At 44.0% G+C, this 26,175-nt stretch carries 25 protein-coding genes; 9 read left to right on the top strand and 16 right to left on the bottom strand.

Going from position 1 to position 26,175, the window contains the following annotated elements:
• The first annotated feature begins 170 nt into the window (after positions 1-170).
• The 6 genes from arr (at position 171) to AC59GT_RS09595 (ending at position 5,360) form a co-directional block, all read left to right on the top strand.
• Positions 171-599, top strand: a complete 429-nt coding sequence (arr, locus tag AC59GT_RS09570) for an NAD(+)--rifampin ADP-ribosyltransferase (RefSeq protein WP_497237432.1) — start codon at positions 171-173, stop codon at positions 597-599.
• 124 nt (positions 600-723) lie between these two features.
• Positions 724-1,332, top strand: coding sequence for a thioredoxin family protein (locus tag AC59GT_RS09575; RefSeq protein WP_497237433.1), 609 nt, complete (start codon positions 724-726; stop codon positions 1,330-1,332).
• A 109-nt stretch (positions 1,333-1,441) separates the two neighbouring features.
• On the top strand, positions 1,442-2,197 hold the full coding sequence (locus AC59GT_RS09580) for a DUF6882 domain-containing protein (protein ID WP_497237434.1): 756 nt from the start codon (positions 1,442-1,444) through the stop codon (positions 2,195-2,197).
• Between the two features lie 251 nt (positions 2,198-2,448).
• Positions 2,449-4,332, top strand: a complete 1,884-nt coding sequence (gene htpG, locus AC59GT_RS09585; RefSeq protein WP_117381354.1) for a molecular chaperone HtpG — start codon at positions 2,449-2,451, stop codon at positions 4,330-4,332.
• 246 nt (positions 4,333-4,578) lie between these two features.
• Positions 4,579-5,097, top strand: a complete 519-nt coding sequence (locus AC59GT_RS09590) for a DUF4251 domain-containing protein (protein ID WP_497237435.1) — start codon at positions 4,579-4,581, stop codon at positions 5,095-5,097.
• 2 nt (positions 5,098-5,099) lie between these two features.
• Positions 5,100-5,360 carry a hypothetical protein gene (locus AC59GT_RS09595; protein WP_497237436.1) on the top strand — a complete coding sequence of 87 codons (261 nt, stop codon included), beginning with the start codon at positions 5,100-5,102 and terminating at the stop codon, positions 5,358-5,360.
• Positions 5,361-5,387: 27 nt separating this feature from the next.
• Here AC59GT_RS09595 and AC59GT_RS09600 read toward each other — a convergent pair whose 3' ends face one another.
• The 13 genes from AC59GT_RS09600 to AC59GT_RS09660 all read right to left on the bottom strand — a co-directional run bounded on the left by AC59GT_RS09600 (position 5,388) and on the right by AC59GT_RS09660 (position 19,908).
• Positions 5,388-6,317 carry a sugar phosphate isomerase/epimerase family protein gene (locus tag AC59GT_RS09600; RefSeq protein ID WP_497237437.1) on the bottom strand — a complete coding sequence of 310 codons (930 nt, stop codon included), beginning with the start codon at positions 6,315-6,317 and terminating at the stop codon, positions 5,388-5,390.
• A gap of 451 nt (positions 6,318-6,768) precedes the next feature.
• Positions 6,769-9,366 carry an MGH1-like glycoside hydrolase domain-containing protein gene (locus tag AC59GT_RS09605; RefSeq protein ID WP_497237438.1) on the bottom strand — a complete coding sequence of 866 codons (2,598 nt, stop codon included), beginning with the start codon at positions 9,364-9,366 and terminating at the stop codon, positions 6,769-6,771.
• Positions 9,367-9,368: 2 nt separating this feature from the next.
• The gene (locus AC59GT_RS09610) at positions 9,369-10,445 is read right to left on the bottom strand and encodes a dipeptidase (protein WP_497237439.1); all 1,077 of its coding nucleotides are present in this window, start codon (positions 10,443-10,445) and stop codon (positions 9,369-9,371) included.
• 45 nt (positions 10,446-10,490) lie between these two features.
• Positions 10,491-11,600: a D-TA family PLP-dependent enzyme gene (locus tag AC59GT_RS09615; RefSeq protein WP_497237440.1), complete on the bottom strand. Its 1,110-nt coding sequence runs from the start codon at positions 11,598-11,600 to the stop codon at positions 10,491-10,493.
• A gap of 4 nt (positions 11,601-11,604) precedes the next feature.
• Positions 11,605-12,072, bottom strand: a complete 468-nt coding sequence (locus tag AC59GT_RS09620; protein WP_497237441.1) for a RidA family protein — start codon at positions 12,070-12,072, stop codon at positions 11,605-11,607.
• 110 nt (positions 12,073-12,182) lie between these two features.
• Positions 12,183-13,283 carry a hypothetical protein gene (locus tag AC59GT_RS09625; RefSeq protein ID WP_497237442.1) on the bottom strand — a complete coding sequence of 367 codons (1,101 nt, stop codon included), beginning with the start codon at positions 13,281-13,283 and terminating at the stop codon, positions 12,183-12,185.
• Between the two features lie 84 nt (positions 13,284-13,367).
• Positions 13,368-14,150: a hypothetical protein gene (locus AC59GT_RS09630; RefSeq protein WP_497237443.1), complete on the bottom strand. Its 783-nt coding sequence runs from the start codon at positions 14,148-14,150 to the stop codon at positions 13,368-13,370.
• Between the two features lie 30 nt (positions 14,151-14,180).
• Positions 14,181-15,725, bottom strand: a complete 1,545-nt coding sequence (locus tag AC59GT_RS09635; protein ID WP_497237444.1) for a vanadium-dependent haloperoxidase — start codon at positions 15,723-15,725, stop codon at positions 14,181-14,183.
• Between the two features lie 11 nt (positions 15,726-15,736).
• Positions 15,737-16,621, bottom strand: a complete 885-nt coding sequence (locus tag AC59GT_RS09640; RefSeq protein WP_497237445.1) for a hypothetical protein — start codon at positions 16,619-16,621, stop codon at positions 15,737-15,739.
• A gap of 230 nt (positions 16,622-16,851) precedes the next feature.
• Positions 16,852-17,406: a hypothetical protein gene (locus tag AC59GT_RS09645; protein WP_497237446.1), complete on the bottom strand. Its 555-nt coding sequence runs from the start codon at positions 17,404-17,406 to the stop codon at positions 16,852-16,854.
• Between the two features lie 106 nt (positions 17,407-17,512).
• Entirely contained in the window at positions 17,513-18,649 is a 1,137-nt protein-coding gene (locus AC59GT_RS09650) for a beta-1,2-mannosidase (RefSeq protein WP_497237447.1), read from the bottom strand.
• An 8-nt stretch (positions 18,650-18,657) separates the two neighbouring features.
• The gene (locus AC59GT_RS09655) at positions 18,658-19,362 is read right to left on the bottom strand and encodes a class I SAM-dependent methyltransferase (protein ID WP_497237448.1); all 705 of its coding nucleotides are present in this window, start codon (positions 19,360-19,362) and stop codon (positions 18,658-18,660) included.
• A gap of 60 nt (positions 19,363-19,422) precedes the next feature.
• On the bottom strand, positions 19,423-19,908 hold the full coding sequence (locus AC59GT_RS09660) for a DUF421 domain-containing protein (protein WP_497237449.1): 486 nt from the start codon (positions 19,906-19,908) through the stop codon (positions 19,423-19,425).
• 212 nt (positions 19,909-20,120) lie between these two features.
• Between AC59GT_RS09660 and AC59GT_RS09665 the strand changes: the two genes are divergently transcribed.
• From AC59GT_RS09665 to AC59GT_RS09675, 3 genes are read left to right on the top strand one after another with little or no spacing between them, the layout of a single operon-like run.
• A complete protein-coding gene (locus AC59GT_RS09665; protein WP_497237450.1) occupies positions 20,121-21,377 on the top strand; it encodes a glycosyltransferase family 87 protein in 1,257 nt (418 codons plus the stop codon).
• On the top strand, positions 21,377-22,381 hold the full coding sequence (locus AC59GT_RS09670; protein WP_497237451.1) for a glycosyltransferase family 2 protein: 1,005 nt from the start codon (positions 21,377-21,379) through the stop codon (positions 22,379-22,381). Before AC59GT_RS09665 ends, AC59GT_RS09670 begins: the two co-directional genes overlap by 1 nt.
• The gene (locus tag AC59GT_RS09675) at positions 22,362-23,177 is read left to right on the top strand and encodes a polysaccharide deacetylase family protein (RefSeq protein WP_497237452.1); all 816 of its coding nucleotides are present in this window, start codon (positions 22,362-22,364) and stop codon (positions 23,175-23,177) included. The genes AC59GT_RS09670 and AC59GT_RS09675 overlap by 20 nt, the downstream gene beginning before the upstream one ends.
• Positions 23,178-23,208: 31 nt before the next feature.
• Here AC59GT_RS09675 and AC59GT_RS09680 read toward each other — a convergent pair whose 3' ends face one another.
• The 3 genes from AC59GT_RS09680 to AC59GT_RS09690 are packed head-to-tail and all read right to left on the bottom strand — an operon-like array spanning position 23,209 to position 26,097.
• Positions 23,209-24,006 carry an SDR family NAD(P)-dependent oxidoreductase gene (locus tag AC59GT_RS09680; RefSeq protein ID WP_497237453.1) on the bottom strand — a complete coding sequence of 266 codons (798 nt, stop codon included), beginning with the start codon at positions 24,004-24,006 and terminating at the stop codon, positions 23,209-23,211.
• A 23-nt stretch (positions 24,007-24,029) separates the two neighbouring features.
• On the bottom strand, positions 24,030-24,890 hold the full coding sequence (locus AC59GT_RS09685; RefSeq protein ID WP_497237454.1) for an SDR family oxidoreductase: 861 nt from the start codon (positions 24,888-24,890) through the stop codon (positions 24,030-24,032).
• Positions 24,891-24,939: 49 nt separating this feature from the next.
• Positions 24,940-26,097 carry a zinc-dependent alcohol dehydrogenase gene (locus AC59GT_RS09690; RefSeq protein WP_497237455.1) on the bottom strand — a complete coding sequence of 386 codons (1,158 nt, stop codon included), beginning with the start codon at positions 26,095-26,097 and terminating at the stop codon, positions 24,940-24,942.
• Positions 26,098-26,175 lie beyond the last annotated feature (78 nt).

The raw sequence follows: 26,175 nt of genomic DNA on the forward strand, positions 1-26,175 counted from the left end.
TCTAAGCTCAAGATATCTAACCAAAATCAGAACCAACACCTAAATGACTGCCTTTTTGTAAGAGAACGGCCAATCAAATACCATATTGTGCTTGAAAAAATATAGTTAAAATTCAGGTTTTTAACGGTTTACGTAGCTTAATTTTGATTTTAAATCAACAAAAAACCACTATGAGCAAGTCACCTGAATCTGTTAACAACCCGGCTACGCAACAATTTTTTCACGGCACAAAGGCGCAGCTGAAGCCAGGTGATCTCATTTCGCCCGGCTTCAGGTCTAACTACGGGAAGCAAAAACAGGCTTTATATGTGTACTTATCGGCTACGCTGGATGCTGCTATTTGGGGAGCCGAATTAGCTTTGGGCGATGCACCGGAAAGAATATATGTAGTGGAGCCAACAGGGAGCATAGAGGATGATCCTAATCTTACGGACAAGAAATTTCCCGGGAACCCAACCAAATCTTACCGCACGCGGCAACCGCTGTTAATCGTTGGTGAAATAACAGATTGGCAGGGGCATCCACATGAACAGCTAACAGAAATGAAACAAAATATTGCTCGGCTTAAGAAACTTGGCATTGAGGCGATAGAAGATTGATGGTGCAAGAAAATATTACGAAGCTCTTTCCCGCGTGTCTAAAATAAAGCATTCGCTGTTGTGTAACCAAACTGCTTTTAGTTGATAAATATCCTTATCTTACAGTATCAAATACATCACCATCATGAAAAAAGCCTTGTTCATTTTCACCGCTATTATTTTCACTGGCATAACCAACAGCTTCGCGCAGACCACACCTGCAGCTATGCCTGCATCTGAAGCTGTTTTAAAAGAAGCTTATACCAAAGCCGCTAAAGAGAACAAGAAAGTGATGCTGATATTCCATGCCTCGTGGTGCGGATGGTGCAAAAAGATGGAAGCATCGTTGGCTGATCCAACTGTTAAAAAGAGCATAGATGATAACTATGTGATAGCAACGCTTGATGTACAGGAACAACCGGCAAAAAAGAACCTGGAAAACCCGGGTGCCATGGAGATTATGACCAAACTAAAAGGTGATAAAGCAGGCTTGCCCTTCTGGGTTGTACTTGACCCGAAAGGAACCGTATTGGCCGACAGCCAGGTGAGGCCTGCCGGCGCGTCATTAAACACCTATGGTGAAAACGTTGGCTGCCCGGCGAGCGACAGCGAGGTGGCTTTCTTCGCCGGAATACTGAAAGCCACATCAAAAATAAATGATGAGCAACTCGCCCTTATCTGCAAGCGCTTTGCGATGAACAGGCCTGCTCCCGCCCCGGCGAAAACGGCTGCAGTTCCGGCAGGTACCAATTAACAGGTTTTTATATGTTGCAAATTGTTAGTTTGGAGAGCACCTAAGCCTATCCAGCCAGTCTATGCGCTCGAACGCCGGATTTTATTATGATTGTAGAAATTGTTTATAAATGCATTCACAACACCAAAATTTCGAAGAGTTTAAAGACCAATGTGTGGACGATCTAATGTCTTTACAGCCCGAATTTATGAAGTTGTATGACATAGATACTTATGAAGAATGGTTTTATGACCACAGCATTGGTGCTTTCCATTTTAAATCAAGCGACGGTAGAAATTTGTTTTTCAAATATGTTGATGTTGGTTCGTTTTCTACAAAAACGGACACATGGAATTGGGGTTGGGCCAACACGAGTACGCCAAAACACGTTACCAGGCCTCTTGAGAAAGTAAGACAAATCGGATCAACAAATAATTTTGAAGAATTAACATCCGGTTTATATAAGGGAGATGAATTTACCGGGTGGGCAATGACGGCGATTTCAGCTAATATATTAAACGCTATAGGCTCTTACCGCATCCCTCACAAACATCTTTTTGTTTACTTTATTTTCACTAACGAACTTACGCTGGAGGAGTATAATGAATTGAAAGATAAATATGTGGACTGCGCCAGTCATGTAGCAGACCGTACCGCTTTTGTTTGTCAGCATTTACTTGATGAAAAATCCATTGGTTTCAACGAGGCTTTCGAAACAGACCCTTCAATTGAAGATGATAACGATTGCCAAGCATGGTGCGACGAATGTGAAAAGGTTAGACTTAAAGAGGGCGAATGGACAGATAATGCGGTTGTTTTTGCAAATATTAAGGTGGTTTGCAATCAGTGCTATTTCGATATTAAGGATAAGAAGCTGAAGGCATGAGAATTAACAAACTAGATATAAGATCTCTCTTACAGTACTCCGTTTAATACAGAATTATTTGCATGCAAAGCTTAATTCAACCATAAGATTTGCTAATCACATACAAGCTTAGCCCAGTTCTGTTCATTCTCAAATTCTGAAAATTCTGATTCAGACACCTCCTCTGCCAATTTGTCAACGCATTGTTGTTTGGAACGGGCATTGTTCATTGCCCTGTGAACGATCACAAAAACTTATAAACTACTATAACAATGCAAGAAAAAGGCACCATTTCGATACACACTGAGAACATTTTTCCTATCATTAAAAAATTCTTATATTCTGATAATGAGATATTTCTGCGCGAGCTGGTATCCAACGCGGTAGATGCTACACAGAAGATAAAGCGCCTTGCCTCACTTGGCCAGTACAATGGCGAACTGGGCGACCTGCGTGTTGAAGTGGCATTTGATGCCGACAAAAAGACCATTACCATTTCTGATAACGGTATTGGTATGACCGCGGATGAAATAAAGAAATACATCAACCAGATAGCTTTCTCCGGCGCTACCGAGTTTATGGAGAAATTTAAGGAAGCTAAGGATGCAAATGAGATCATCGGCCGTTTTGGTTTGGGTTTCTACTCTGCATTTATGGTTGCCGACCGAGTTGAAATTGAAACCCTGAGCTACCAGGATGGTGCCGAACCTGCGCACTGGACCTGCGACGGCAGCACCGAGTTTGAGATCACCGAAGGCTCGCTGGCTGAGCGCGGTACCGAGATAACCCTGCACATTAATGCGGAAAGCGAAGAGTTCCTGAGCGAACATAAACTACGCGAGATACTTGATAAGTATTGCAAGTTTCTGCCGGTTCCTATCAAATTTGGTACAAAAACCGAAAGTGAAGAAGACGGTGTTGACGAAGAAGGCAAAACCAAATACACATCTTTTGAGGTTGACAACATTATTAACGATACTACCCCGATCTGGACAAAGTCGCCAAATGAACTTACTGATGAGGACTACCTGAAGTTCTACAAAGAGCTTTATCCGTTCAGCGAAGATCCCCTGTTTTGGATCCACCTAAATGTAGATTATCCTTTTAACCTTACCGGTGTACTTTACTTCCCTAAGGTGAAGAACGATTTCGAGTTCCAGAAGAACAAGATCAAATTGTTCTCGCGCCAGGTATTCATTACCGACGAGGTAAAGGATATTGTGCCCGAGTTCCTGATGTTGCTGCATGGCGTTATCGACTCACCAGACATTCCGTTGAACGTTTCCAGGAGCTTCCTGCAGGCCGACAGCAACGTTAAAAAGATAAACAGCTACATCACCAAAAAAGTGGCTGATAAACTTGCCGAGCTGTTTAAGAACGACCGCAAAGCGTATGAAGACAAATGGACCGATATTGGCCTGTTTGTAAAGTACGGCATGATCAGCGAAGACAAATTCTATGACAAGGCTAAAGACTTTGTTTTGGTGACCAACACCAAAAAGGAGAACTTCACCCTGCCGGAATACAAAGAGAAGATAGAATCTACCCAAACCGACAAGGACGGGCAGCTGGTGTACATTTACACCAACAATGCCGAAAAGCAGGACGCTTTCATCCAGTCGGCCAACAAAAAGGGCTATGATGTATTGGTGATGGACTCTCCTATTGATACGCACTTCATAAGTCAGTTAGAGCAGAAGCTGGAGAAAACCTCGCTTAAACGCGTGGATGCTGATGTTGCAGATAAACTGATAAAGAAGGACGATGCGCCGGAGCATGTATTAACCGAAGAGCAATCGACCAAAATAAAAGAGATATTTGATAAGGCCATTAACAAGCCAGCCTACAAAGTGGAGCTGGAAAGCCTTAGCCCGGATGAGTTGCCGGTAACCGTTACCATGGACGAGTTTATGCGCCGAATGAAAGACATGGCAGCCATGGGCGGCGGTATGAGCTTTTATGGCAGCATGCCAGACAATTACAAGGTAATTGTGAATGGCAATCACAAACTAATTAGCCGCATACTGGAGAACGACAATACCGATGCGCAGGCACAGCTAGCAAAACAAGCTTTTGACCTGGCATTGCTGTCGCAGGGCTTGTTAACCGGTGCGGAACTTACCGAATTTGTTAACCGCAGCGTTAGCCTCATATAAGCTTCTAAATATTTGTTATGAAAGCCGCCTATTAAATGGGCGGCTTTTGTGTTTTTGGAGGATTTTTTGCTACAGTTTATGGAAAATTGCTGATGCCGACATCATAGTTGCGAGATTAAAAATAAAGGAGATAAACAGGCCATGAAAACATCAGCAAACAGCAACGTAAATGCACGTTGCGTTAAACCATCAAGTAGTTATTTAAGTCTAATAACTACAACAGAAAATTTTAATAGTACACTAAAAATGAAAGCTTTAATAAAGTATTTATTCATAACGCTATTTGTTGCCGGGAGCTGGCAAACAACACTGGCGCAAAGTTCTAAAGCCGCAAAGCGGGCTGCGAAAGAAGCAGCTGTAAAACAAATGATAGAAGCGAAAGATTTTGTTTTTACCGCTCGGTTTATGTACCCTATGGGTGGCGGCCAGAAATATATCGATCCGTATTATGATCTGCGCGTAAACAGGGATACGGTAACGTCATTCCTGCCCTACTATGGTGTGGCTTATTCGGGCGCGGGATATAACAACGCAGACGATAACGGCATAAAATTCACCTCTACCAAGTTTAACTACCGCACGGAAAGCGATAAAAAAGGTGGTTGGAAAATTTATTTTAAACCAACTGATGTACGTACCGTTAATCAAATGATACTGAGTGTAGCCAGCAATGGTAATGCTGATCTAAGCGTTATCAGCAACAACAGACAGCAGATACGGTTTGACGGCTATGTAGACGAAAAACCGAAACCCAAACAAAAGTAACCATGCTAAAGATAAGCTTACCTGCTGAGGCAGATGGATCGATATTCGACAGGAATGATATTCCAAAACCGCTTAACGGTACAGACACCGAAGTGAACGGCGACGTGATAATGTTGTTTGATGACGAAGAGCAAGCGGTAAGCTACCTGGACACGCTGGAAGATTTTGCAGCTAATGCGGACAATGACGCAGGCAAAAACGCGATAAACCTTATTGTAAGCGCCATAAGCAATGATGAGTTTGTACAGGCGTACTTACAATAAGTTTTATTACTATTAGCAAGAACGATCTTATACGTTCAGGTTTTTGTTGATGAAAGCGATGCTGCTTACCATGCTGGCAAAAGCATCTTTAGGCATATCGTGCTCTACAAAGAAATGTTTCATACCGGATGATTTTGCAGCCGCGAAGATGGGTTTAAAGTCGATAGTACCGCTGCCTACCGGCAATATGTTTTCACGTGCCGCGTCTAAGTCCTTAACATGCCATAACGGGAAACGGCCGGGGTTTTCTTTAAACATTTGCACCGGGTCCTTACCCGCTTTGATAGACCAGGCCAGGTCAAGCTCCATCTTAACGTTCTGCGCGTCTGTTTCGGTAAGCATCAGGTCGTAAGGTACCTTGCCGTCTATGGCCTTAAATTCCATATCGTGGTTGTGGTAGCAAAACTGCATGCCCGCCTTTTTAGCCGCTTCGCCGGTTTTGTTAAGGATAGCGATGGTAGACTTTACTTCGTCCAGCGTGCCGGTTGGAGCGTTGGCACATACCAGGTACTGTACTCCGCCTTCGGCAGCCTCGTCAACCAGTTGCTGCATGTTATCGGTAAGGTTTGGCATTGGCGGTATTACCATTGGTTTACCATCAGGGCCATTTGGCAATTTGGCACCGGCAGGCAGCTTGAATGGAGCGCCAAGCACGTGATGCGATCTCCAGGTTAAGCCCTCGCTATTTACCATGGCTTTAAACTCTTTCGGCTTCATGCCATAGTACCCGCCCTTTTTGCTGAAAGCGGATTCGATCTCCTTGTACCCTGCGGCAGATATTTTGGAGAGGGTTCCTTTTACATCGGCATCTATGGTGTTAAAAAAAGTGAACAGCTGTATCCCTACCGGGTGCTGTGCCATCCCCTCAAATAATGATGCTGCTTTACCTGATAGGGCAACGGCACCAAGCGCCAGCGTACCTGTAGTTCTTAAGAACCCACGTCTGTTTGTATTCATATTCAAATGCTTTAGTTTTAATTGGTTGTAGTAAAGCTAAAACATTGATTTGAATAAACAAACTTTATTGTGTCTTTTAAACGCATTGACGTTATTAGACCGGAATACCTGTGTAAACTTGTATTATTTAGCAATAGAAGTTTATGGGCCCACCAGGGTTTAAATGTGATGCTTAAAAATGCGGTTTTTGCAGGTTTTGGATCATCCGGTAAACTGCAAAAGGTAAGATTATAAGCTGGAAAAAGACGGTGCAACTTTGTCTCGAACTGCACATCCAATGGCGTGTTTATACTGTAACATGCCGCCAAAAAGTGTAACATGGTTTTGAAAACTGTAACATGTTGTAACATCTAAAAAACGTAATATACTTTAGATGAATACCTTAACAAAATTCACCTTGAAAAAAGTGTATCAGGTGTAACACCTTCCCGTGATACAGTGCGCGAGGGTATTAGTGGTACAGGCAATTGGCAATGAGCCCTGTCCACCCGGTTTGATGGGAAGCACCCAGGCCTTGTCCGGTATCGCCATTAAAGTACTCGTAAAATAGGATGTGGTCTTTAAACTCTGTATCGGTCTGCTGCTTTTCGTGATTGCCGAATACGGCGCGTCGGCCATTCTCATCCTTCAGGAAAAGCTTCGATATCCGGCGATAGATCTCGTTAGCTACCTCTTTTAGCGTCAGCATATTACCAGACCCTGTAGGGCATTCAACCTTGTAATCTTCTCCATAGTAGTCGTGGTACATATTCAGGCTTTCGATGATGAGGTAGTTCATGGGTATCCAAACCGGGCCGCGCCAGTTACTGTTGCCACCAAACAAGCCGCTGTCACTCTCCGCCGGGATGTACTTAATGCTGAAATCGACGCCGTCAACCTTTACGCTGTACGGGTTCTGGAGGTGGTATTTGGATAGGGACCGGATGCCGTATTCGCTCAGGAACTCGTTTTCATCCAACATATACTTAAGCAAGGTATTCATGCGGAAACCACGCAACAGGCTTATCAAGTGTGTCCCGTTAGAACGGGTTTGATTCCAGCGGGAAACAAGCGCGGCCAAGTCGGGCCGGTTGGCCGTAAACCAGTCCATCCGCCCTTTGAAGATGGGGTTTTCTGTGATAGCGCTATCGATAAGTACCTGTACAGCAAACAGCGGCACTAAGCCTACCAGACTGCGCACCCGCATTTTCTGTATGCTGCCGTCTGCCATTCTAAGCTGGTCGTAGAAGAAACCATCGGCATCGTCCCACAGCCCGGTGTTGTTCTCCCCTCCTGACCCTATCGCATTAGCTATGTATATAAAGTGCTCAAAAAACTTGCCGGCAATGTCGCGGTAGGCTTTGTTGGTAACTGCCAGCTCTGTAGCTATTTGCAGCAGGTTTAGCGAATACATGGCCATCCAACTGGTGCCGTCCACCTGCTCAAGGTGCGTACCATTACTGAAGCGTGTGTTACGATCAAACACTCCTATGTTGTCCAAACCAAGGAAGCCACCTTCGAATATGTTGTTACCCGCTTCATCCTTGCGGTTAACCCACCAGGTAAAGTTAAGCATGAGCTTGTGGAACACCCTCTCGAGAAAGATCGTATCGCCCTTGCCCTCGTTTTTATCCTTGTCAAGCGAATATATCTTCCATGTAGCCATTGCATGCACCGGCGGGTTGGCATCGCCAAGGTCCCATTCGTAAGCCGGTAGCTGGCCATTAGGGTGCATATACCAATCCCGGGTAAGCAGGAGCAGCTGCCGTTTGGCAAAGTCCATATCTAAACTGGCTAATGGGATGCAGTGAAATGCAAGGTCCCACGCAGCAAACCATGGGAACTCCCACTTGTCGGGCATGGAGATGATATCCCCCCTGTTGTTAAAATGCGGCCACTTGCTATTACGCGCAGTGAGCCGCGACGATGGCGGTTGCGGCTCTCCGGGGTCCCCGTTTAACCACTGGTGAATATCATAATAATAGAACTGCTTGTTCCATAACATACCGGCAAATGCCTGTCGCTGAATCAAAGCTTTGTCCTCATTGTTTTTGACCAGCAAACCGCTGTAAAAATCATCAGCCTCGGTTATCCTGGCAGCGAAAACATCGTCAAAATCGCCAAAGGAAGCGTTGCTGTTTGGAGACAACCTTAACCTTATTACATGCGTTCCATGTGCCGGTATACTGATGTCGTAGTTCACGGCCGCCTTTGTCCCTGTTTTAGCAAGGTTTACCGTGTCGGCTTTATTAACGATATAATCGTTTATACCGTCCTTGTAAAAAGCACCATCCTTTACTGCACCCGTAAAGCGTGTTAGATTAGTTTCATTGTCACAAAACAGCATCTCCGCATTACCATCTGCTTTCAGGTAAAGCTCGCCAAGTTCTCGGTGTGTTATTGATATTTCATTTTCAACTGACGCCGAAAGTGAAGGCTTTGTATTATCATATCCCCAACTCCAGGTATTCCTGAACCAAAGCGTAGGTAGGATGTTTAATTGTGCCTCGCCATTACTTCTATTGTGAATAGTAATTTTTACGGCAATGTCTTCCTGGCCGGCTTTTGCATATTCTACAAATACATCAAAATATTCGTTATTATTGAAGATACCGCTATCAAGCAGTTCAAACTCTGGATCATTACGTCCCCTGCGTCGGTTTTCTGATGTAAGCTGATCATATGGATAAGGCTGCTGTGGATATTTATACAGCATCTTCATGTAGCTGTGTGTCGGCGTATTATCCAGATAATAGTAAAGCTCTTTCACATCCTCGCCATGGTTGCCTTCACTGTTGCTAAGTCCGAAGTACCGTTCTTTAATGATAGGATCGCGCTTGTTCCAAAGCGCTATGGCAAAGCACAAATATTGATTAACATCACATATGCCGGCGATTCCTTCTTCTCCCCATCGGTAAGCCTTGCTACGAGCAATATCATGTGTTATATAGCCCCATGCATCTCCGTTCGCGCTATAATCTTCACGTACCGTACCCCACTGCCGGTCGCTAACGTATGGGCCCCATTTTTTCCAACCTGCTTCCCGAAGGCGTTCCTGTTCTTTACTCATAATTATTGCTTCCAGGCATTCTTCAAAAATCGCAGCCAATTACCATGCATCATGTTTTCAATATCCGTTTCACTATACCCACGCTTTTCTAAAAGCTGTGGGACTTTCCGGAGGTCTGCAATAGTTTCCAAGTCGTATGGGCACTGCTCTTTTCCAAATGCACCATCCAAATCGGTTCCTATTCCCACGTGCAGTGTATTGCCGGCAATCTGGCAAATATGATCGATGTGATCCACCATTACCTCCAAACTGCAGTTCATCCCTCGTGGTGTGGACTTACCCCTTATCCAACCAGGCACCATCATCCAGGCGTCTAAAGCTGCGCCAATCACCGCACCTCGCTCAACAAGCGCTCTAATCATTTCATCACTAAATTGTCTGTTGTGGTCAACCAGAGCTCGGCAGTTGTTGTGACTGGCCCAAATATGGCCTCCGAAATTGTCTAACGCTTGCCAAAAGGCATCATCACATAAATGAGTGGCATCCAGAATGATGTTGAGTCGATCCATTTCTTTTAGCAACGCTAAACCATCACTACCCATTTCGCCGGTAGCATCTGTGCCGTTAGCGTATCTGCCCGGTCCGTAATGAGCCGGACCTAAAGCACGCAAGCCGTAGTTATAAGCACGCTCAAGATAGTTTACGTTTACAATGGAGTCTGCACCTTCAAGGCTGAGGATATAACCGACTGGCTTTGTTTCGTTATCAGCATCATTGTTTAGCCAAAGATCAAGATGTTGTTGCAAAGATGTAAGATCGGTCACCTGTACCATCTCCCCTGCGTCTTCCATGGCTTTATACCATGACAGTTGCCCTTGCGTTTGCGCCCAAGCCTGTTCTGGTGAATGCCAGCCGGGCAGCTTATTATCCGGCGCTACATAGCGGCCTATTTGCGTTGCTACCACTAACCCGATATTACCCTTGCGAAGTTCCGGAAGGGATACCGTACTCAAACCGCGATCAGGCTTATCGGTTAAGCCTTTTTCACGGGCATTTATCTCGGTAATAGGTCGCCGAAGATCTCGGTTCCACTCCAAAGCATTCATACTAAGATCCAGGTGGGCATCTATGGTAAACATACTGAGCTATTATTTAACCATTTACATCAATGTAAACGGTTGATATTATATGTTGATCTTTCTGTCACGGGCGGTATTAAACCACTCCCCCGTTACTTGCCTGTTTTCTATGGTGTAAGCCCGTTCATAAACAGCTACTGTAGGGCAGATGTGATAAGGTAATCCGTATAGTACATCACCAACCTTGTAGGTGTGCCCGTTGCCGGCTTCAGCGACAAGGTGCTCTTCGCTTTGGCTTACAAACGACAGTTCGGGTGCATTTAGAAAATAGATGCGCTTGCTCAATTCGTTTTCAGCCGATACAGATTTATGACCGATGTCTATACAAATCTTTGTTTCATCAGGCAAAGAAAGCACCCTGCCTACTACAAGTGCTGCAGTTTGAAAACACTGCTCTGTAAAAGCACCTTCATAACCCTTATCCCAATACGCGAACGTGCCCGGACTACATTCAATATCTTCCATGTGAACGGCGATTGGCAACGTGGGTGATGATCCACCAATGATAATAGGTGAAGCGTATCCTGCCTCTAGAATGGTTTTCTTCAACTTCAGTACCGGCGTAATCGCTTCATGAAAACGCTGCTCACGTATGGCAAATTCCTCGTCATGTATGTGACCATCATAAGCATGTAAGCCAAGTAGTTTTATACCACTGGTGTTTACTAATAGCTGGTACAGGTCAAACGCGCGCCACGGTACAATCCCGGTGCGGTTCATGCCAACATTCAGATCAATGAATACCGAGACATTAATATCCGCGTTTAAAGCCGCTGTTGATATAGATTGTGCAGTTGCAGCGTTATCAACAAGACATGAATAGCTGGTTGAGGGATATGTCTGCATAAGTTTAACAAACCGCGCCAACTTTGGTCCGTTTGGCTGATAAGCGAGTAAAACATCAAGAGCGCCGCAAATGCCAAGCATTTCTGCCTCTGCTATAGTTGCACACTTAAACTTACTGATACCCGCGTTGAGCATCATGGCAGTAACATTCGGGCTTTTATGTGTCTTTATATGCGGGCGCAGCCTACTCACATCGCTTATCATGCCTTTTAATTGATCAATATTGTATTGAACACGTTCCGGGTATACCACCAAAGCCGGGGTATCCAGTTCAGCCACATTATCAATAGTATACCATTCGCTTGCCATATAGTTACTCTGCTAGTTCAAAAAGTGCCTCTATCTCAACAGGAATATTATCTGGCAATGATCCCATACCGACAGCGCTGCGTACACCTATTCCATTCTCTTCGCCCCATACCTGTGCAAACAATTCGCTTGCGCCATTGATAATGAACGGATGCTTTTCAAAGTCGGGTGTGCAGTTTACCATCCCCAGTACTTTTATAACACGCTTTACCTTATCCAGACTGCCTATGTTAGCTTTTATCGTGGCCAGCATAGCAAGGCCTACTTGTCTTGCTGCAAGCTTGCCTTCTTCAGGTGACATATCGGCCCCAATACGGCCTATTATAAGGGATCCATCGTCCTGAACAGTGCCGTGGCCTGATAAATAAAGATATTTGCCATCAATAAGGCATGGTTTGTAAACACCAAGTGGTTTAGGCGCAGGCGGTAAATTAAGGCCAAGCGCTGCAAAGTTTTGTTCGGCAGTATTCATTTCGTAAACATATCAATTTTGACTGTGCTCAGCAATTCGGTTGGTCATTTCAAACCAATAAAAAAAGCCGGGTGCGTTACGCCCGGCTCCTAATTAAAAATAAACCGACACTATAATTTAAACGAAAAACCAATGTTCACGGCGTAATCTGCAAAAGCAGCGTCGCCCTGAGTGTATGTTCCTGTTAGCTGGGTTGTAATTTTATCCGGTACGCTCTGTGTACGGTTACGCACAAGCGCAACAGGAACAAAAGTGTAAACCGAGAACTTGTGCAGGCGGTAGGTTATACCGGGTTCAGCAGAAATAATATAACCAGGCCTGCGGAAACCATTGCTACCCCCTACCAAATCCTTAGCGGTAAGGCATTCGTACCGTGCCCCAGCAGAAAAATTCCATTTACCTGCCATGTAATTTGCACCAACCCTTGCGCTTAGCTGGTCTGGAACGCTCATGATATCGCTGCCGTTGGCCACAGCCTTAGCGCTTGGCGCGCTGCCACGTGCAGAAGAAACACCGTTTTCCTCACGAGGACTCATCAGGTAATAAAAAGTGCCGTACAGGCCGAAATTATGTGAGAAGTTGTAAAATGCATTAACATCTGCAGTGATGCCTGTACCACCGTCACCCAATTGAATTGATTGATCTACAGGGCCTAAAGTACGAGCGCCATTTGCGCCTGTGTTGTAGAAATAATCGGTATAAGTGTAAGAGCCTGTAGGCAGTTTTAAACCTAAACCTACTTGAATATTGGCCTTTGTTGATTTATGCGGATCAAGCAACCAGGCGAAAGCCTTAATGGTAATATCACCTACTCCAAAAGAGTGCGTTGTACGGCGTTCTTTACCACCATGCTCGTACAAAGACGAACGGCTGTTAGAGATTACAGGCACATCTAAAGACACCGACCACCTGTTATTGAAAACGCGGGTAAGGGTAAGGTCCTGAGCGTAGGTATGATTAATTACGTTTGTGCCAAGTTCTATACGTTGTTTTTGCTCTTCTCTGCCAACAAAGTGCTTGTAAGAGCGGTAATAACGGCTATTGCTGTTAAACAACCATGCCCCTTCAGAACCTAAGCTATCCGGGTGATCGGCCATAGTACAAAGGCCACCGGTACCCCGTATAGCTACGCAGCCCTGAGCTTTTGCGCTTGTATTATTTAGAAATAAGGCAATAGCAGCACCTGCAATTAATTTGTATGTAAGTTTCATGATTTAAGATTAAAGGTAAATGCGAGTATGAACCCACTGTGTACCGGTGATTGGCCGGTGTAATTGATTAATAACTTTTGTTGATTAGATTGTTAAAAGCGTCGGACTGAATTTCTCAGACGTTTGCTTAAGTGTAAACCAAAGCGCTAGTATTGACCCGTAACTCCCGCCACGTTCTATCCACTCAAACAATTCGTAGTGAGGATAGAAAAGTTCTGTTGATGCCTTCCAGACAAATAGTACAAGCAACATCCAACGCACGGGTTTAATGAGCACGATAAAAGCCGCGGACAGTTCAAAAGCTCCAACGATTAATGCGACTTTAGCCGGATGAGCAAATCCAAGTGAAGCATATTGATTAAGAAGTCCTTTTTTTTCCAGGAGGTTCAGCCAGCCGTGGCCCATCAGCAACATAAAAACCACAACCTTTAAACAATAGCTTACAGTTTCTAAAGTACCAGGTGAGGTCTGGGCATTGGGATCTAGCTTTGTAAATAATTGGCTACGAGGGTTGAAATTTCCTGAAAGAAGTATTAGCGCTAAAGGCGCTCCAAAGTTTCCTGCACGTTCTATAAACTCGGCAAAAGGCTCACCAGACATAGGCCTCAAAAAGGCGGTAATTGCTCCCCAGCCAATCAGCCAAAAACAAACCGCCCTGTTTGGGTGAAAAAGCATTATAATGCCCAACAGTATATCTATACTGCCTACCCATGGCATAAGCATATATGCAGTTGCTTTGTCTATACCAAATACGGCGAAATAGTTACACCAAATTTCTTTGGTAATAACACCAAATACCCCATGGCCAATAAAGCACATGGCTATAGCTACACGCAATACGTAGTGTACAATTACTTCCGTTTTCATTTGCTCAATCTCGCTGACTATGTTCCAATACTATTTTGCGCCATCAGCTTTTCCGCGTGCTACAGCATACTCGCCTACTTTGATACCGGTTTTTAAGCCAACCTCGCAGTCATTACGATAATGTATAGCGCCCCATAGTCTCGATTTTGCAGCCTCCTCAGCCATCGCCATAAAGTCGTTTGCACGTTCAGGCACTAAATAGCCCAATACCGTTGCGGCAGCACCACTGAAATTAGAGTGGCCGGAAGTGTACGACGGAAAGTTTGGAATACCTGTAAGCGTTTTTATACCCGCAATCATCTGTGTAGGACGTGGATTGAAGTAATAGTACTTCGCATCCCAGCAAACTATAGCAGCGTCCATTTCTGCCATATTCAATAATGCCAAGTTACGCGCCCAGCGTACTTCGCTGTAGTTATGCTTTACAAACTCTTCAGCGGCTATAGTATTCCAATGCCCCGGAGGGGTTGCGGTACCTACTCCATCAGCCCAAAAAGCAACAACACGTTCGTGTTCCCGACTTTTATCCTCGCTCATTGCCATTACTTCCTTAAGGTCCTTTTCGTATTCAGGAGAGCCTTCTTTGTAAGGTGCCGGCGGGCGTATTGCCGCAACTGTAGCTGTTGAGAACAGGAACGGTGTTACTTTAGTGAACAACGGCAACATCGGCGGACGATGCGGCGTTTCTAGGCTTATCCATGGCGTATTACCGGCTGTTTTAGCTACGGTCTCAAAGTTTGTCCAGTCGGCTTGTGTACCAATTGCCGCGCCGGCTTTATCGCCCCTGGCGCGAGCCAGAAAAACATCGGCAACCTGCCTGCCCAAATTTTCTCCCGCGTCTATGTCTGACCGTGTATTTGCTCCTGCCATTATACGGTAAAGCTTCTCCTCAGCCACTTTCTGACGAATATAATCCAGGTCTCCCGGAAATAACAACTCCATCATCTTTGATGTAACACCCGCAACTACAGCATCTTCGCTAGGGTAAGACGGCAGGTCGGACTTAGGAACAAGTGCCTGTACGTTTACATCGTTTTTGTAAGGCGCCGCACGGTTAAATTGCTTCTTGAATTTCCATGCCTGTACTAATGCGTCGTATTGCGCTGCACTTACATAGGCGTAAGCACGGGCAGCATACGGCGGATTAGAGAACGGAAACAGCGGGTAAGCTAACGGGTTAGCCGCACTTGGGAACGGGTATGAACCATCATCGTTTTGGTATGGTGGCAAGTTATGCTTCGCAACCAGCTCACGCAATATTTCGTTCCAACGCAATACCGATCCTGCACTCCAGTACTTTATAATTGCACGCTGATCATCAGTCAGGTTTTTCTGATAGCTTTTAATCTCGTTTAGATCAGCAATGTAATTTGGTGTGGTTATCGCGTCAGGAGTAGCCACGGTAAACGTGGACGATGCAGTAAGTATTGGCGACCAGCTATCGGCATTCAGATCAATGTTTGCTGGTGATAATGCCGGAAACGTTTCATTCCGTTCTGTAATGTCCTTCTTGCACGCTCCTGTAAATATTGTAGCGGCTGTTAATAGCGATATATAAAGTATTCTTGTTTTCATAACTGTTCTTCTTAATTGCTTTTTTCCTTTTTCACCGCAAACACGTAGTACACTCCGCCAAAAGCCGATAAGTTCTGACCTACATTACGACCAGCAACCACATAATTACCGCCGGCAGTAAACTCCAGTCCCTGTATGTTTTGGAACATGTATTTAAATATTGCACCGGCTGCAGTAGCGTTCATTTTATTGCTTGGGAACGGCATGTTGTTACGGGTGATATCAAAGCCGCTAAGAGAGGTATACCTGGTAAGCGTTGCCTCAGCGTTGAATTTTAAGCTACGGAAGCCTGCACTCACTAAGAAATTCGTTGCATTTGGCATTGCCACTTGGTTGGTGTAGTGCATTTCGGTAGTGTAATAGGAGTCACGGTCGATAGTAACATTATCCTTACGGATGTATTGACCACCACCGGCAACAAACAAGCGGCCAACCTGGTAGTTAAGCAACCCACGTAAAGCAATGCTTTTGGTTTGCATACCGATGGCTAGCGGCTGGAAGTCTGCCTGATATTTACGAACCGGTATCACACCAGATAATATAGCGTGAAAGCTTAACAGCCCGCTGCCAAGTTGCTCGCGAACAGCCATCCATTTTACGGCAAGGTTAATATCCTGCAAGCCATCCTCTCCGCGCAGTGTCCCGGCAGATGCGTTAGACTTTACAAACGGCAGCATAGCAAGCAAGTTTATGCGATTACTTAGGCCGTAATTACCGCCAACAGCATAAACGTTGCTGCTGACAGTACCCATATTAAGGTTCTCGCGTTTAAGTGTACCTTCCCAGTACCTGTCCCAACTGTTGTGGGTGTAGATACCTGCCGCGCAGAAGTAGTTTTTAGGTATCATTAAAGCGTCGCTTTCGGTTTGGGCGTATGCTGCGTGAAAAGCGCTCATACATAAGATTATAGCAATACAATACCTGTAAGTATATTGTAGAAAGTGTTTCATAAAAGTTTATTAAAAAGGGTAAGAGCAATATGACAGATACATCGTCATATTATATATCTAATGCACTTTTCACCAGCATGCTTATAGGCAACGCAAGATGAAAATAACTATGCCTTTAAGCTGTTGAGCAAAAAATGCATTAGATAAATACTTATAAAATCAAATATATTGGAGAGTTAGCAAGCGGTGTTTGGCGGCTTACCGGGAGATTCGATATACGGATCAGTTAGAGAGGTAGATATAGGGTTCTCATGTTCCTTCAATGTTTCGAAAAACGCAACGTAGTTGTATTCAAAAGCGACTGGCTGGTATTCAAAACCGCCGGTTGCCTTTTTGACATTTGGTGCTTCAGTACCTTTTTTGGTTAATGGCACATCTGTAATATCTTTAGCTACAATGAGGTTAGAATTAGCCAACCTTGTTTTTACAGCATTTGCAATACAAACAAGGTACATAGTGTCCCTTGTCATTTTAACACCAAGATAATTGTAGTAGTTATCTTTGAATTGAATTTGCCCCTCAACTTTTTCATAATCGGGCCAATCCTGTATTTCAGGCATGTGTACCGGAAGCTTTATCTGGATAAGCTGTGCGGCATCTACTTTATTTTCGTAGATCTGTTTTACCATCTGATCTTCGGAACGATTGATAAAATATTGGACGATAAGCAAGCAGCCGCCTGTATAGAACAGGTGCACACAAAGGATGCATATCGAGAAAATCCGTTTCACCAGATCAGGTTTATTAGGGGTATAACTGGTTGTAAATATATGCAGATAAATTATAATTCCAAATTTAACTGCTGGTAAGTAGCTATTAACCAAATATTATCTAAATCTATTTCTGTGTTTTTTGCAATGGAATATATACCGCAACCGCGACCCTCGAATCTGCACAACCATAATACAGGAACCATTTACTCTTAAAGAATACCAGCCCTTCCATAAACACCGTACCTGCCGGGTATTGGCCGCTTTTCTCAAAGGGTTCCTGTGGTACAAAGAAAGGCTTATCCAATCTTGCAAGCGGCTTTGTAGGGTCACTTGCCGAAAAAATAACCTGCCCGCCGCAGTAGCTGTTAGCAGTGTAGGCTTTATCGCCATATACAGGGTTATTCTTGCCGTTGTATAATAGCAGAATACCCTTGGACGTAATTATAGCCGGAGGCCCACACTCGGTAAGGTCGCTATCGAAATAGTGTTTGCGGGGTGATATAAAGGGCCGCAAAGTACTATCGGCGTTTATAACAGGCGACCAGTTCACCAGATCTGTAGAGGTGGCGCCATACACACCGGTTTCTCCCCAATACATCCAATATTTTCCGTTTATTTTAGCGATTACCTGTTTGCCGTTCACCATCTTAGTAATGATGGATGCCGATTTGCTTGCTATTTTATGGAACTTACCATTGTAAGCTTTACGGAATATAGGACCATGCTTCGTCCATTTTTTCAGGTCTTTTGATGTTGCTACACCAAGTCGTGGCAGGTCATGGTTCCACTGTGTATAAAACACCACGTATGTACCATTCGCTGTTACCGCCACGCGAGGGTCCTCGCAGCCGCCAGTCCATTCAAATTCTTTTTGACTGTCATTTGCAGGATAAAACACAGGTACCGGTGAACGTTTAACATGCAAACCGTCCTTACTTTCGGCTAAGCCGAGCCGTGATGTGCGCCCCCCTATGCCAACCCCTGATTTATCTTCCGCACGATAAAGTATATATATCTTGCCGTCTTTGATTGTTGCCGCCGGATTAAAGGTGTCGTTAGACTCCCAGTCTACCATCCGTTTTCGCATTGGATCGTAAAAGCGTGTTGTTGTATCAGGGCTTATCAAAGGGTTCACCCCCGCCGGCCTTACGAACGGTCCGAAAGTCCATAAAGGCAACTTGCTTGTTTGTGCAACAACAGCTGTCGCCGAGATGACGATCAGCGAAAGGGAAAATAGCGCTTTATACAGGTGTTTCATCATCTAAATTGTTATTCGGCTACCATCAGCCGTGCCAGGTAGCCATCAAAATCGTCTTCAAACAATATTTCTATTGCCCAGCCTTCTTCTGAGGATATACCAATCAGCGTATCCATGTCGATGTATAACCACTGGAACCACTCTGTTCTTTTGCCTTTATAAGCATATTGATACCAGAGTTCGCCATAATAGTTATCTACCGGCATATTGCCGTTGTATAAATAAGATATATCAGAAGAATCAAATAATAATTGGCCACCCGGCTTGAGCAGGGTTTTGGTATGCCGTAAAAATAAGCGTAAGTTTTTAATATTACCACAAAGACCGATACCGTTCATGAGCAATAATAAGGTATCATACCGTTCATCGTTATACAAGTAGATATCCTGATTAATTGCCCCTGTGACACCGCGCTCCTTCATTAGGTTTACCGCACCTGGAGATACATCCAAAGCAGTTACATCTTTACCGCTATTTTGCAGTATAAGAGTATGGCTTCCTGCACCAGCACCTATATCCAAAATCTTGCCCTTGCATGCATCGAGCGCAACTAATTCCAGCTCGGGCATGTCGACCGCATCTCTAAAGTATATGTTCACCGGCATCTCTTCCTTAGGGCCGTATTTATTGTTTATCCAGAGTTTTGCGGGTTTATTGCCTTTAAAATGATCGTATAACGCATGGCCGAAGATGTCAGCACCTGATGTACCTTCCATTGCGTAAAAGTAATATTATTAAAGCAGGCTTAAAAGATGAACGATTTGTTCTTGTGCCGATTACTTAGTAACAAAACTTAGTTCACCGGTATTTTCCATGTAAATGGTTTTTACGTCGTCAAGCGACTTGCTGTTTGTTTTAATACGTAGATCAGTCATGATATCGTCGCGGGTCAGGAGGCACTTGCGTAAGTTATTTTCGTTAAACTTACCATTTTCATAAAGCATTCGGCCTTCACCTTTTACCAGCTGACCCATTATTTTACTGTGCCATATAGCCATCGCTATTAACCTGTGCAGCAACACGAGAGCGAAACTTGCAATTACGGTAGAGATAAAGGGCGAAGCACCAACTATCGCCCTGCTGAGTACTGCTCCTAAGATTATGGATATGGTGATATCAAAGGACGACTTTTTACCGAAGGTGCGCCTGCCAGACACACGTATTAGTATCATCGCTACAAAGTAAACTACTATAGCACGGGCAGACATCTGGAACAAACTTAAGTCTTTCCCTTCGCCAAAAATGCTAATGAAGACGTTCATTGATGTTAAGAAATTATTAAGTTAAATACCTTCTGCACACCGTTTTTGTTTGCTTTAGCTTTTAAAGCAAACCCTAATTATCAAAAGCAAAAAAAATATTTATCAGGATTGTTGCACTATGTGTAAAAAACACGTTACATAAATTACATTTGTAAAGAATTGCAATCCTTAAGGCGGTTCAAAACTATTGTTAAACCCTGCGGTGCAGCAGCATGGCTTGCCATATACCGCAAATATTATCGGAACTAATGGCCGCAAATGGCACCAGGAATGTGTTTTATAAGCTTATTGACAACAAACACTTTGTTTTATCAATTTGGATAATCATCGCGGCATTTTATACGTACAAATGCATTGGCTACCACGGTGTAAACAACTATCTTATTTTTAAATACACCTACTTCAACGCGTTGCATGGGCAAAACCTTTACGCTCAATACCCTCAATACTATTTCGACAGCAATCACTACGGGCCGGTATTCTCATTGATAATGGCGCCATTTGCAGTCCTCCCTGGCGACTTAGGACTGTATTTCTGGCAAATATTTAATGTATCAGTGCTTTTTTGGGCAATACACAAACTACCGCTGGACACCACCAAAAAGAATATTATCTGCATCATCTGCACACAGGAGCTCATCGTGATGTTAAGGGAGTTTCAAACTAATGGCGCCATTGCTGCCCTGGTAATACTTGCCTGGGTAATGGTAGATAACAAGAAGGACTTTTGGGCCGGGCTGTTTATCATGCTCGGGTTTCTTATTAAGCTCTATGGCGTTATAGGCGTGGTGTTCTTTCTATTATCTAAGCAGAAGAAGCAATTTGTAGCCGGCTTGTTTGTTTGGGCGGTGGTGCTCTTTGTTCTGCCTATGTTGTTCTTTACTCCGCATTTCATTATACAATCGTATGCCGACTGGTACCACTCCCTTGTGGAAAAGAATGCTCAAAATGTAAGCATGGATACCCAATACCAGGATATCTCTGTAATGGGTATGACACGCCGAATAATCGGCCATTCTATAGCTATACTGCCTGTCTTGTTGACCGCCGCAGCAACATTCTGCATTTCCAGCCTTAAAGTTTTAAACACGAGTGTTCACCGTCAAAAGTTTCTGATGCTATGCTCCAGTTTGCTGTTTATTGTTCTATTCAGCACCGGTTCGGAATACGTTACCTATATCATAGCCTATGCAGGAATAGCAATTTGGTTTGTTACGGCACCAAGGCCGTTTACAGCACTTCAAATCACCTTATTTGTCTTTGCAGTCTATTTTGGAAGCCTTTACCGTACTGATATATTTCCATCTTACATCAAATTACATTTCATCAATCGCTATGCACTTAAAGCACTACCATGCTTGCTCATATGGCTTGCGTTGATAGCCGAAATGCTTACAAGAAAAAATGGCGAGGAAATTGTTTCCGATTACCGAACTCAGCCCAATATAGCCCCCACCCTAAAAAATTAATGAGACACATCGCAGCACGATCAAACTCACACCGGTCAACAAAAAAAATATCGGTGGTAATACCAGCATTTAACGAAGAGGAGAACATCCCTGTACTTGTACAAGCGTTAAGAAAGGTGCTTGACAAGCTTACATACGATTACAACGTAATATTTGTAGATGATGGCAGTAAAGACGGAACAATTTCTGTACTAAGGACCCTGAATAATCTTGATGGCAGAATTGAGTACATTAAATTAAGCAGGAACTTTGGCCATCAGAACGCGCTTAAAGCAGGATTGGACCATGCCGATGGCGATTGTGTAATTTGTATGGACGGCGATATGCAGCACCCGCCGGAACTTATTCCTGCCTTTATAGCGAAATGGGAGGAAGGTTTTGATATTGTCTATAGCCGCCGTACATCCACAGAAAACATATCGTGGTTTAAACGCGCCACATCTAACATGTTTTACGCGCTGGTTAACAAATTATCTGAGATACATATGGAGCCGGGCACGGCCGATTTTCGGTTAATTGACCGCAAGGTAGCGGATGCACTGCTTCAGTTTAATGAGATTGATCCGTTTCTACGGGGCATTATCAAATGGCTGGGATTTTCGCAGCATGGCATCAATTATTCTGCAGACATTAGGTATTCCGGCAAAAGCAAGTATTCTTTGTCGCGCATGATAAAGTTTGCTTTCCAAGGCATAACCTCATTTAGCATACGGCCGTTATACTTCGCAGTTTACCTTGGCTTTGCATTTTCGGCAATAACAGGTGTTTGCCTGCCTTATGTACTTTATAGCTATTACACTGGTAACACAACTATAGGTTATGCATCTGCAGGCTGGGCGTCAATTTTAATGTCTATCTTCTTTTTAGGTGGATTGCAGTTAATTATCATGGGCATAATCGGCATTTATGTAGGTAAGATATTCCTGCAAAGCAAACTACGGCCAAATTACATTATACAAAGCACCAGCATAAAGCAACCACAATATGATCTTGTTGAGTTTTGATATTGAGGAGTTTGATATGCCCTTTGAATATGGCAAGGAAATCTCCTTCGACGACCAGATTAGTATATCCGCAACAGGTACAAGGCGCATTCTAGATTTGTTGACCAAACACGAGATAAAAGCTACTTTTTTTTGTACTGCAACCTTTGCGTTAAACAAAACTGAGCTGATTAAAGAAATGGTTGCTGCAGGCCACGAAATTGCATCTCATGGGCATTACCATTCTAAATTCGAGTCAGCTGATTTATACAGCTCGAAGAAAGTTCTGGAAGAAATCAGCGAAACTACTGTAAAAGGCTACCGTATGGCGAGAATGATGCCTGTAGACAACGCAGAGATTAAAACTGCAGGCTACTTGTACAATAGTTCGGTTAACCCTACCTGGCTTCCCGGGAGATATAACAATCTTAAAGTTTCAAGAAACATTTTCTGGCAGGATGGTGTACTGCAGCTACCCGCTTCGGTAACTCCAGGGCTTAGGTTTCCACTGTTTTGGTTATCTATGCACAACCTGCCATTAGGATTGTACGAGCGACTTTGCCTAAAAACTTACAAGGCTGATAGCTACCTCAACTTATATTTTCACCCTTGGGAATTTACCGATTTAGATGATAAAAACCGCTTCGGTTTCCCGGGGTATGTAAGTAAAAACTCCGGCGACGCAATGGTGAATCGGATGGACTGCCTTATCAGAACTTTCAAAAAACATAGGTTGCCTTTCGGAACGATAGCAGATTCTGTGTTTGTACAAGGAGTAAATTTCTCTGCTACAGCTACAAAAAGAGCCGCTTTTTGAAGCGGCTCTTTTAATTATTTCAAAAACGATCTTATTTATCCTCTGCAGGTTTTTGCATTTCGTTCATCATATGTGCAACAGTGGTATCAGGTGTTACATTGCTCATCGCTACAGTAACTTTGTTTTTAAAACCTGACACAACCTTGTCTGTACCGGACATCAGCGCATCATAACCGTCTTTTGCAACATCGGCGGGATCAGATAACGAACTCTTATCCTGCACAATCCTACTTCTCTGCATGTCGGCTTTGTTAAAGAAATCAGTATCAACCGGGCCCGGAAGTAAAGCGGTGATCGTAACCTCAGTATCTTTAACCTCCTCACGTATCGCTTCTGTAATCGACAATACATAAGCTTTCGTACCATGATACACTGCTTGCCATGGTCCTGGGGTCGTACTAGCTATAGAGGCCAAATTGAGTATCTTACCCTGATTGCGGCTTACCATTTCTTTAAGGAAATGCTTTGTAAGAATAGTGAGCGCACCAATATTTAGGTCAATAATCTTCAGTTCGCGCTCTATATCATTATCTTTAAACAAGCCATAAGCGCCTTGTCCTGCATCATTCACCAGTACCTCTACCAGTAAATTGCGGCTGCTTACTTCTTCGCAAAGTTGAAATACTTCTTCGCGGTTGAACAGATCCTTTTCAATGCTGATCACATCCACACCATTCTGCCTGAACTCTGCTGCTTTGCTCTCAAGTTCGGCCTGGTTGCGGCCCACAATTATTAAATTATATTGGTCTTTGGCAAACAACTTTGCCAGTTCGTAGCCTATACCGCTGCTTGCACCGGTAATTAAGGCGTAACCTTTTGTATTTTCCATGTTTATCTTAGTTTGATGTTTGTTTAACCGTTAACTACTTCGCCACCGTTAACATGTATAACCTGCCCGGTGATGTACGATGAGTCATCTGAAGCAAGAAATACGTATGCCGGACCTAATTCTGATGGCTGACCAGCACGTTTCATTGCTGTTTCGCTACCAAACTCCTTTATCTTTTCTTCCTCAAAGGTGGATACGATCAAGGGCGTCCAAATAGGTCCCGGCGCAACTGCATTTACACGAATCTTCTTTTCTACCAGGTTGGTAGCCAACGACCTCGTGAAAGTTGTAATAGCTCCTTTTGTTGATGAATAGTCTACCAAATTGGGCGAGGAGCGATATGCTGTTACGGACGTAGTGTTGATGATAGTATCACCTTCATTCAGGTGATCTATCGCGGCATTTGCAAAGTGAAAATAGGCGAAAATATTGGTCTTGAAAGTGATTTCAAGCTGTTCTTCGCTAATATCTTTAAACTCCTTTTGCGGAAATTGCACACCAGCATTGTTAACTAAGATGTTCAGCTTACCTAATTCAGCAACTGTTTGTTCTACGGCTTGCTTGCAAAACGCACGATCTTTAACATCGCCCGGTATCAATAGGCAACGCTTTCCTGCAGCTTCTACTTCTTCTTTGGTCTCCTGCGCGTCTTCATCCTCTTCAAGGTAAACTATAGCAACATCTGCACCTTCATGTGCATAATGCACCGCTACAGCCCGGCCAATTCCGCTATCTCCGCCTGTAATTAACGCTACCTTACCTTCCAGCTTTCCGGCTGCTTTGTAGGTCGATTTGATATACTCTGGTTTCGGATCCATCTCCGCCTCTACTCCCGGCTGATGTTCTTGTTTATCCGCTACTTTTACTCCTTCGTCGTTTTCCATTGTAAGTTTTGTTTGGGGTCAGTTGATGATGTAGGTTCTGTATCTCCAATTATGGTTTTAATACCACCTTCACACAATCCTCTTCTTTATCATCAAATATTTTGTAGCCATGGGCTACTTCGCTTAGCGGCAAAGTGTGGGTGATAATGTCGTCCAGCACTACCTTTTCCTGTGTTACAAGATCTATCAGGTGGTCTATATAGTTCAGCACAGGCGCTTGTCCCATCTTCAGCACTATTCCTTTATCAAACAGCCGGTGCATCGGGAAATTATCATAGGTAGAACCATAAACACCCATGATAGTAACCGTTCCCATACGCCTTACCGCTTTAAAAGCCATATCAAGTACTTTCATGCTGCCTACCTCAAAATTCACAGCGGCTTTAGCTTCGTCCAGAAAACTGCGCTCCGGTTCAAAACCTACCGCATCTACACATACATCGGCCCCGCGGCCACCTGTCATTTCGCGAATTGCTTCCACAACATCTACTTCGTGCGGGTTAAGGGTTTCTACTTTATTTACCGCCCTCGCTTTTTCCAACCGGTAATTGAGCGGATCAATTGCAATAACCCTGCTGGCGCCATTTATCCAGGCAGCCTTCTGTGCCATAAGCCCAACCGGGCCTGAACCAAATATGGCTACCACTTCTCCGCCTTTAAGTTGTGCCCAGTCTATGGCAGACCAGCCGGTAGGAAATATATCTGTAAGGAACAGCACCTGTTCATCAGTCATGTTATCCGGCACTTTACGCGGACTTATATCAGCGTAAGGTACACGCACATACTCCGCCTGTCCGCCGGAGTAACCTCCATATAAATCAGTATAGCCAAACAATGCCGCTCCTTTTTGATCGAGCATGTCACCGTTGGGACCATAATGCTTATAGTTGGAGTTTTCGCAGGCAGGAGATGCGTCATGCTGGCAAAAGAAACAATGGCCGCAGGCTATCGGAAATGGTACTACTACCCGGTCGCCTTTTTTCAGGTTTGTAATTTCAGAGCCAACCTCTTCAACTATCCCCATGAATTCATGGCCCATTATCATGTCTTCTTTTTGCGGAACTCCCCCGCTTAATATATGCAGGTCTGATCCGCATATGGCAGTTGATGTAACTTTTAAGATAACATCACGGGAATTTTCTATTCTAGGATCAGCAACGGTGTCGTAGCTAATGTCGCCTGGTTTATGGAATACGGCTGCTTTCATTTGTGTTTTCTTTAGCTTTGTTTATTAAGACAACACAACAACCTCAATTATAGTTTTACGAAAAAAAATTACCTTAAG

This window comes from Mucilaginibacter sp. 320_HR, assembly GCF_059691875.1.

Coding starts and splice junctions, on each gene's coding strand:
- arr (WP_497237432.1), top strand. CDS start 171: ATGAGCAAGTCACCTGAATCTGTTAACAACCCGGCTACGCAACAATTT.
- AC59GT_RS09575 (WP_497237433.1), top strand. CDS start 724: ATGAAAAAAGCCTTGTTCATTTTCACCGCTATTATTTTCACTGGCATA.
- AC59GT_RS09580 (WP_497237434.1), top strand. CDS start 1,442: ATGCATTCACAACACCAAAATTTCGAAGAGTTTAAAGACCAATGTGTG.
- htpG (WP_117381354.1), top strand. CDS start 2,449: ATGCAAGAAAAAGGCACCATTTCGATACACACTGAGAACATTTTTCCT.
- AC59GT_RS09590 (WP_497237435.1), top strand. CDS start 4,579: ATGAAAGCTTTAATAAAGTATTTATTCATAACGCTATTTGTTGCCGGG.
- AC59GT_RS09595 (WP_497237436.1), top strand. CDS start 5,100: ATGCTAAAGATAAGCTTACCTGCTGAGGCAGATGGATCGATATTCGAC.
- AC59GT_RS09600 (WP_497237437.1), bottom strand. CDS start 6,317: ATGAATACAAACAGACGTGGGTTCTTAAGAACTACAGGTACGCTGGCG.
- AC59GT_RS09605 (WP_497237438.1), bottom strand. CDS start 9,366: ATGAGTAAAGAACAGGAACGCCTTCGGGAAGCAGGTTGGAAAAAATGG.
- AC59GT_RS09610 (WP_497237439.1), bottom strand. CDS start 10,445: ATGTTTACCATAGATGCCCACCTGGATCTTAGTATGAATGCTTTGGAG.
- AC59GT_RS09615 (WP_497237440.1), bottom strand. CDS start 11,600: ATGGCAAGCGAATGGTATACTATTGATAATGTGGCTGAACTGGATACC.
- AC59GT_RS09620 (WP_497237441.1), bottom strand. CDS start 12,072: ATGAATACTGCCGAACAAAACTTTGCAGCGCTTGGCCTTAATTTACCG.
- AC59GT_RS09625 (WP_497237442.1), bottom strand. CDS start 13,283: ATGAAACTTACATACAAATTAATTGCAGGTGCTGCTATTGCCTTATTT.
- AC59GT_RS09630 (WP_497237443.1), bottom strand. CDS start 14,150: ATGAAAACGGAAGTAATTGTACACTACGTATTGCGTGTAGCTATAGCC.
- AC59GT_RS09635 (WP_497237444.1), bottom strand. CDS start 15,725: ATGAAAACAAGAATACTTTATATATCGCTATTAACAGCCGCTACAATA.
- AC59GT_RS09640 (WP_497237445.1), bottom strand. CDS start 16,621: ATGAGCGCTTTTCACGCAGCATACGCCCAAACCGAAAGCGACGCTTTA.
- AC59GT_RS09650 (WP_497237447.1), bottom strand. CDS start 18,649: ATGATGAAACACCTGTATAAAGCGCTATTTTCCCTTTCGCTGATCGTC.
- AC59GT_RS09655 (WP_497237448.1), bottom strand. CDS start 19,362: ATGGAAGGTACATCAGGTGCTGACATCTTCGGCCATGCGTTATACGAT.
- AC59GT_RS09660 (WP_497237449.1), bottom strand. CDS start 19,908: ATGAACGTCTTCATTAGCATTTTTGGCGAAGGGAAAGACTTAAGTTTG.
- AC59GT_RS09665 (WP_497237450.1), top strand. CDS start 20,121: ATGGCTTGCCATATACCGCAAATATTATCGGAACTAATGGCCGCAAAT.
- AC59GT_RS09670 (WP_497237451.1), top strand. CDS start 21,377: ATGAGACACATCGCAGCACGATCAAACTCACACCGGTCAACAAAAAAA.
- AC59GT_RS09675 (WP_497237452.1), top strand. CDS start 22,362: ATGATCTTGTTGAGTTTTGATATTGAGGAGTTTGATATGCCCTTTGAA.
- AC59GT_RS09680 (WP_497237453.1), bottom strand. CDS start 24,006: ATGGAAAATACAAAAGGTTACGCCTTAATTACCGGTGCAAGCAGCGGT.
- AC59GT_RS09685 (WP_497237454.1), bottom strand. CDS start 24,890: ATGGAAAACGACGAAGGAGTAAAAGTAGCGGATAAACAAGAACATCAG.
- AC59GT_RS09690 (WP_497237455.1), bottom strand. CDS start 26,097: ATGAAAGCAGCCGTATTCCATAAACCAGGCGACATTAGCTACGACACC.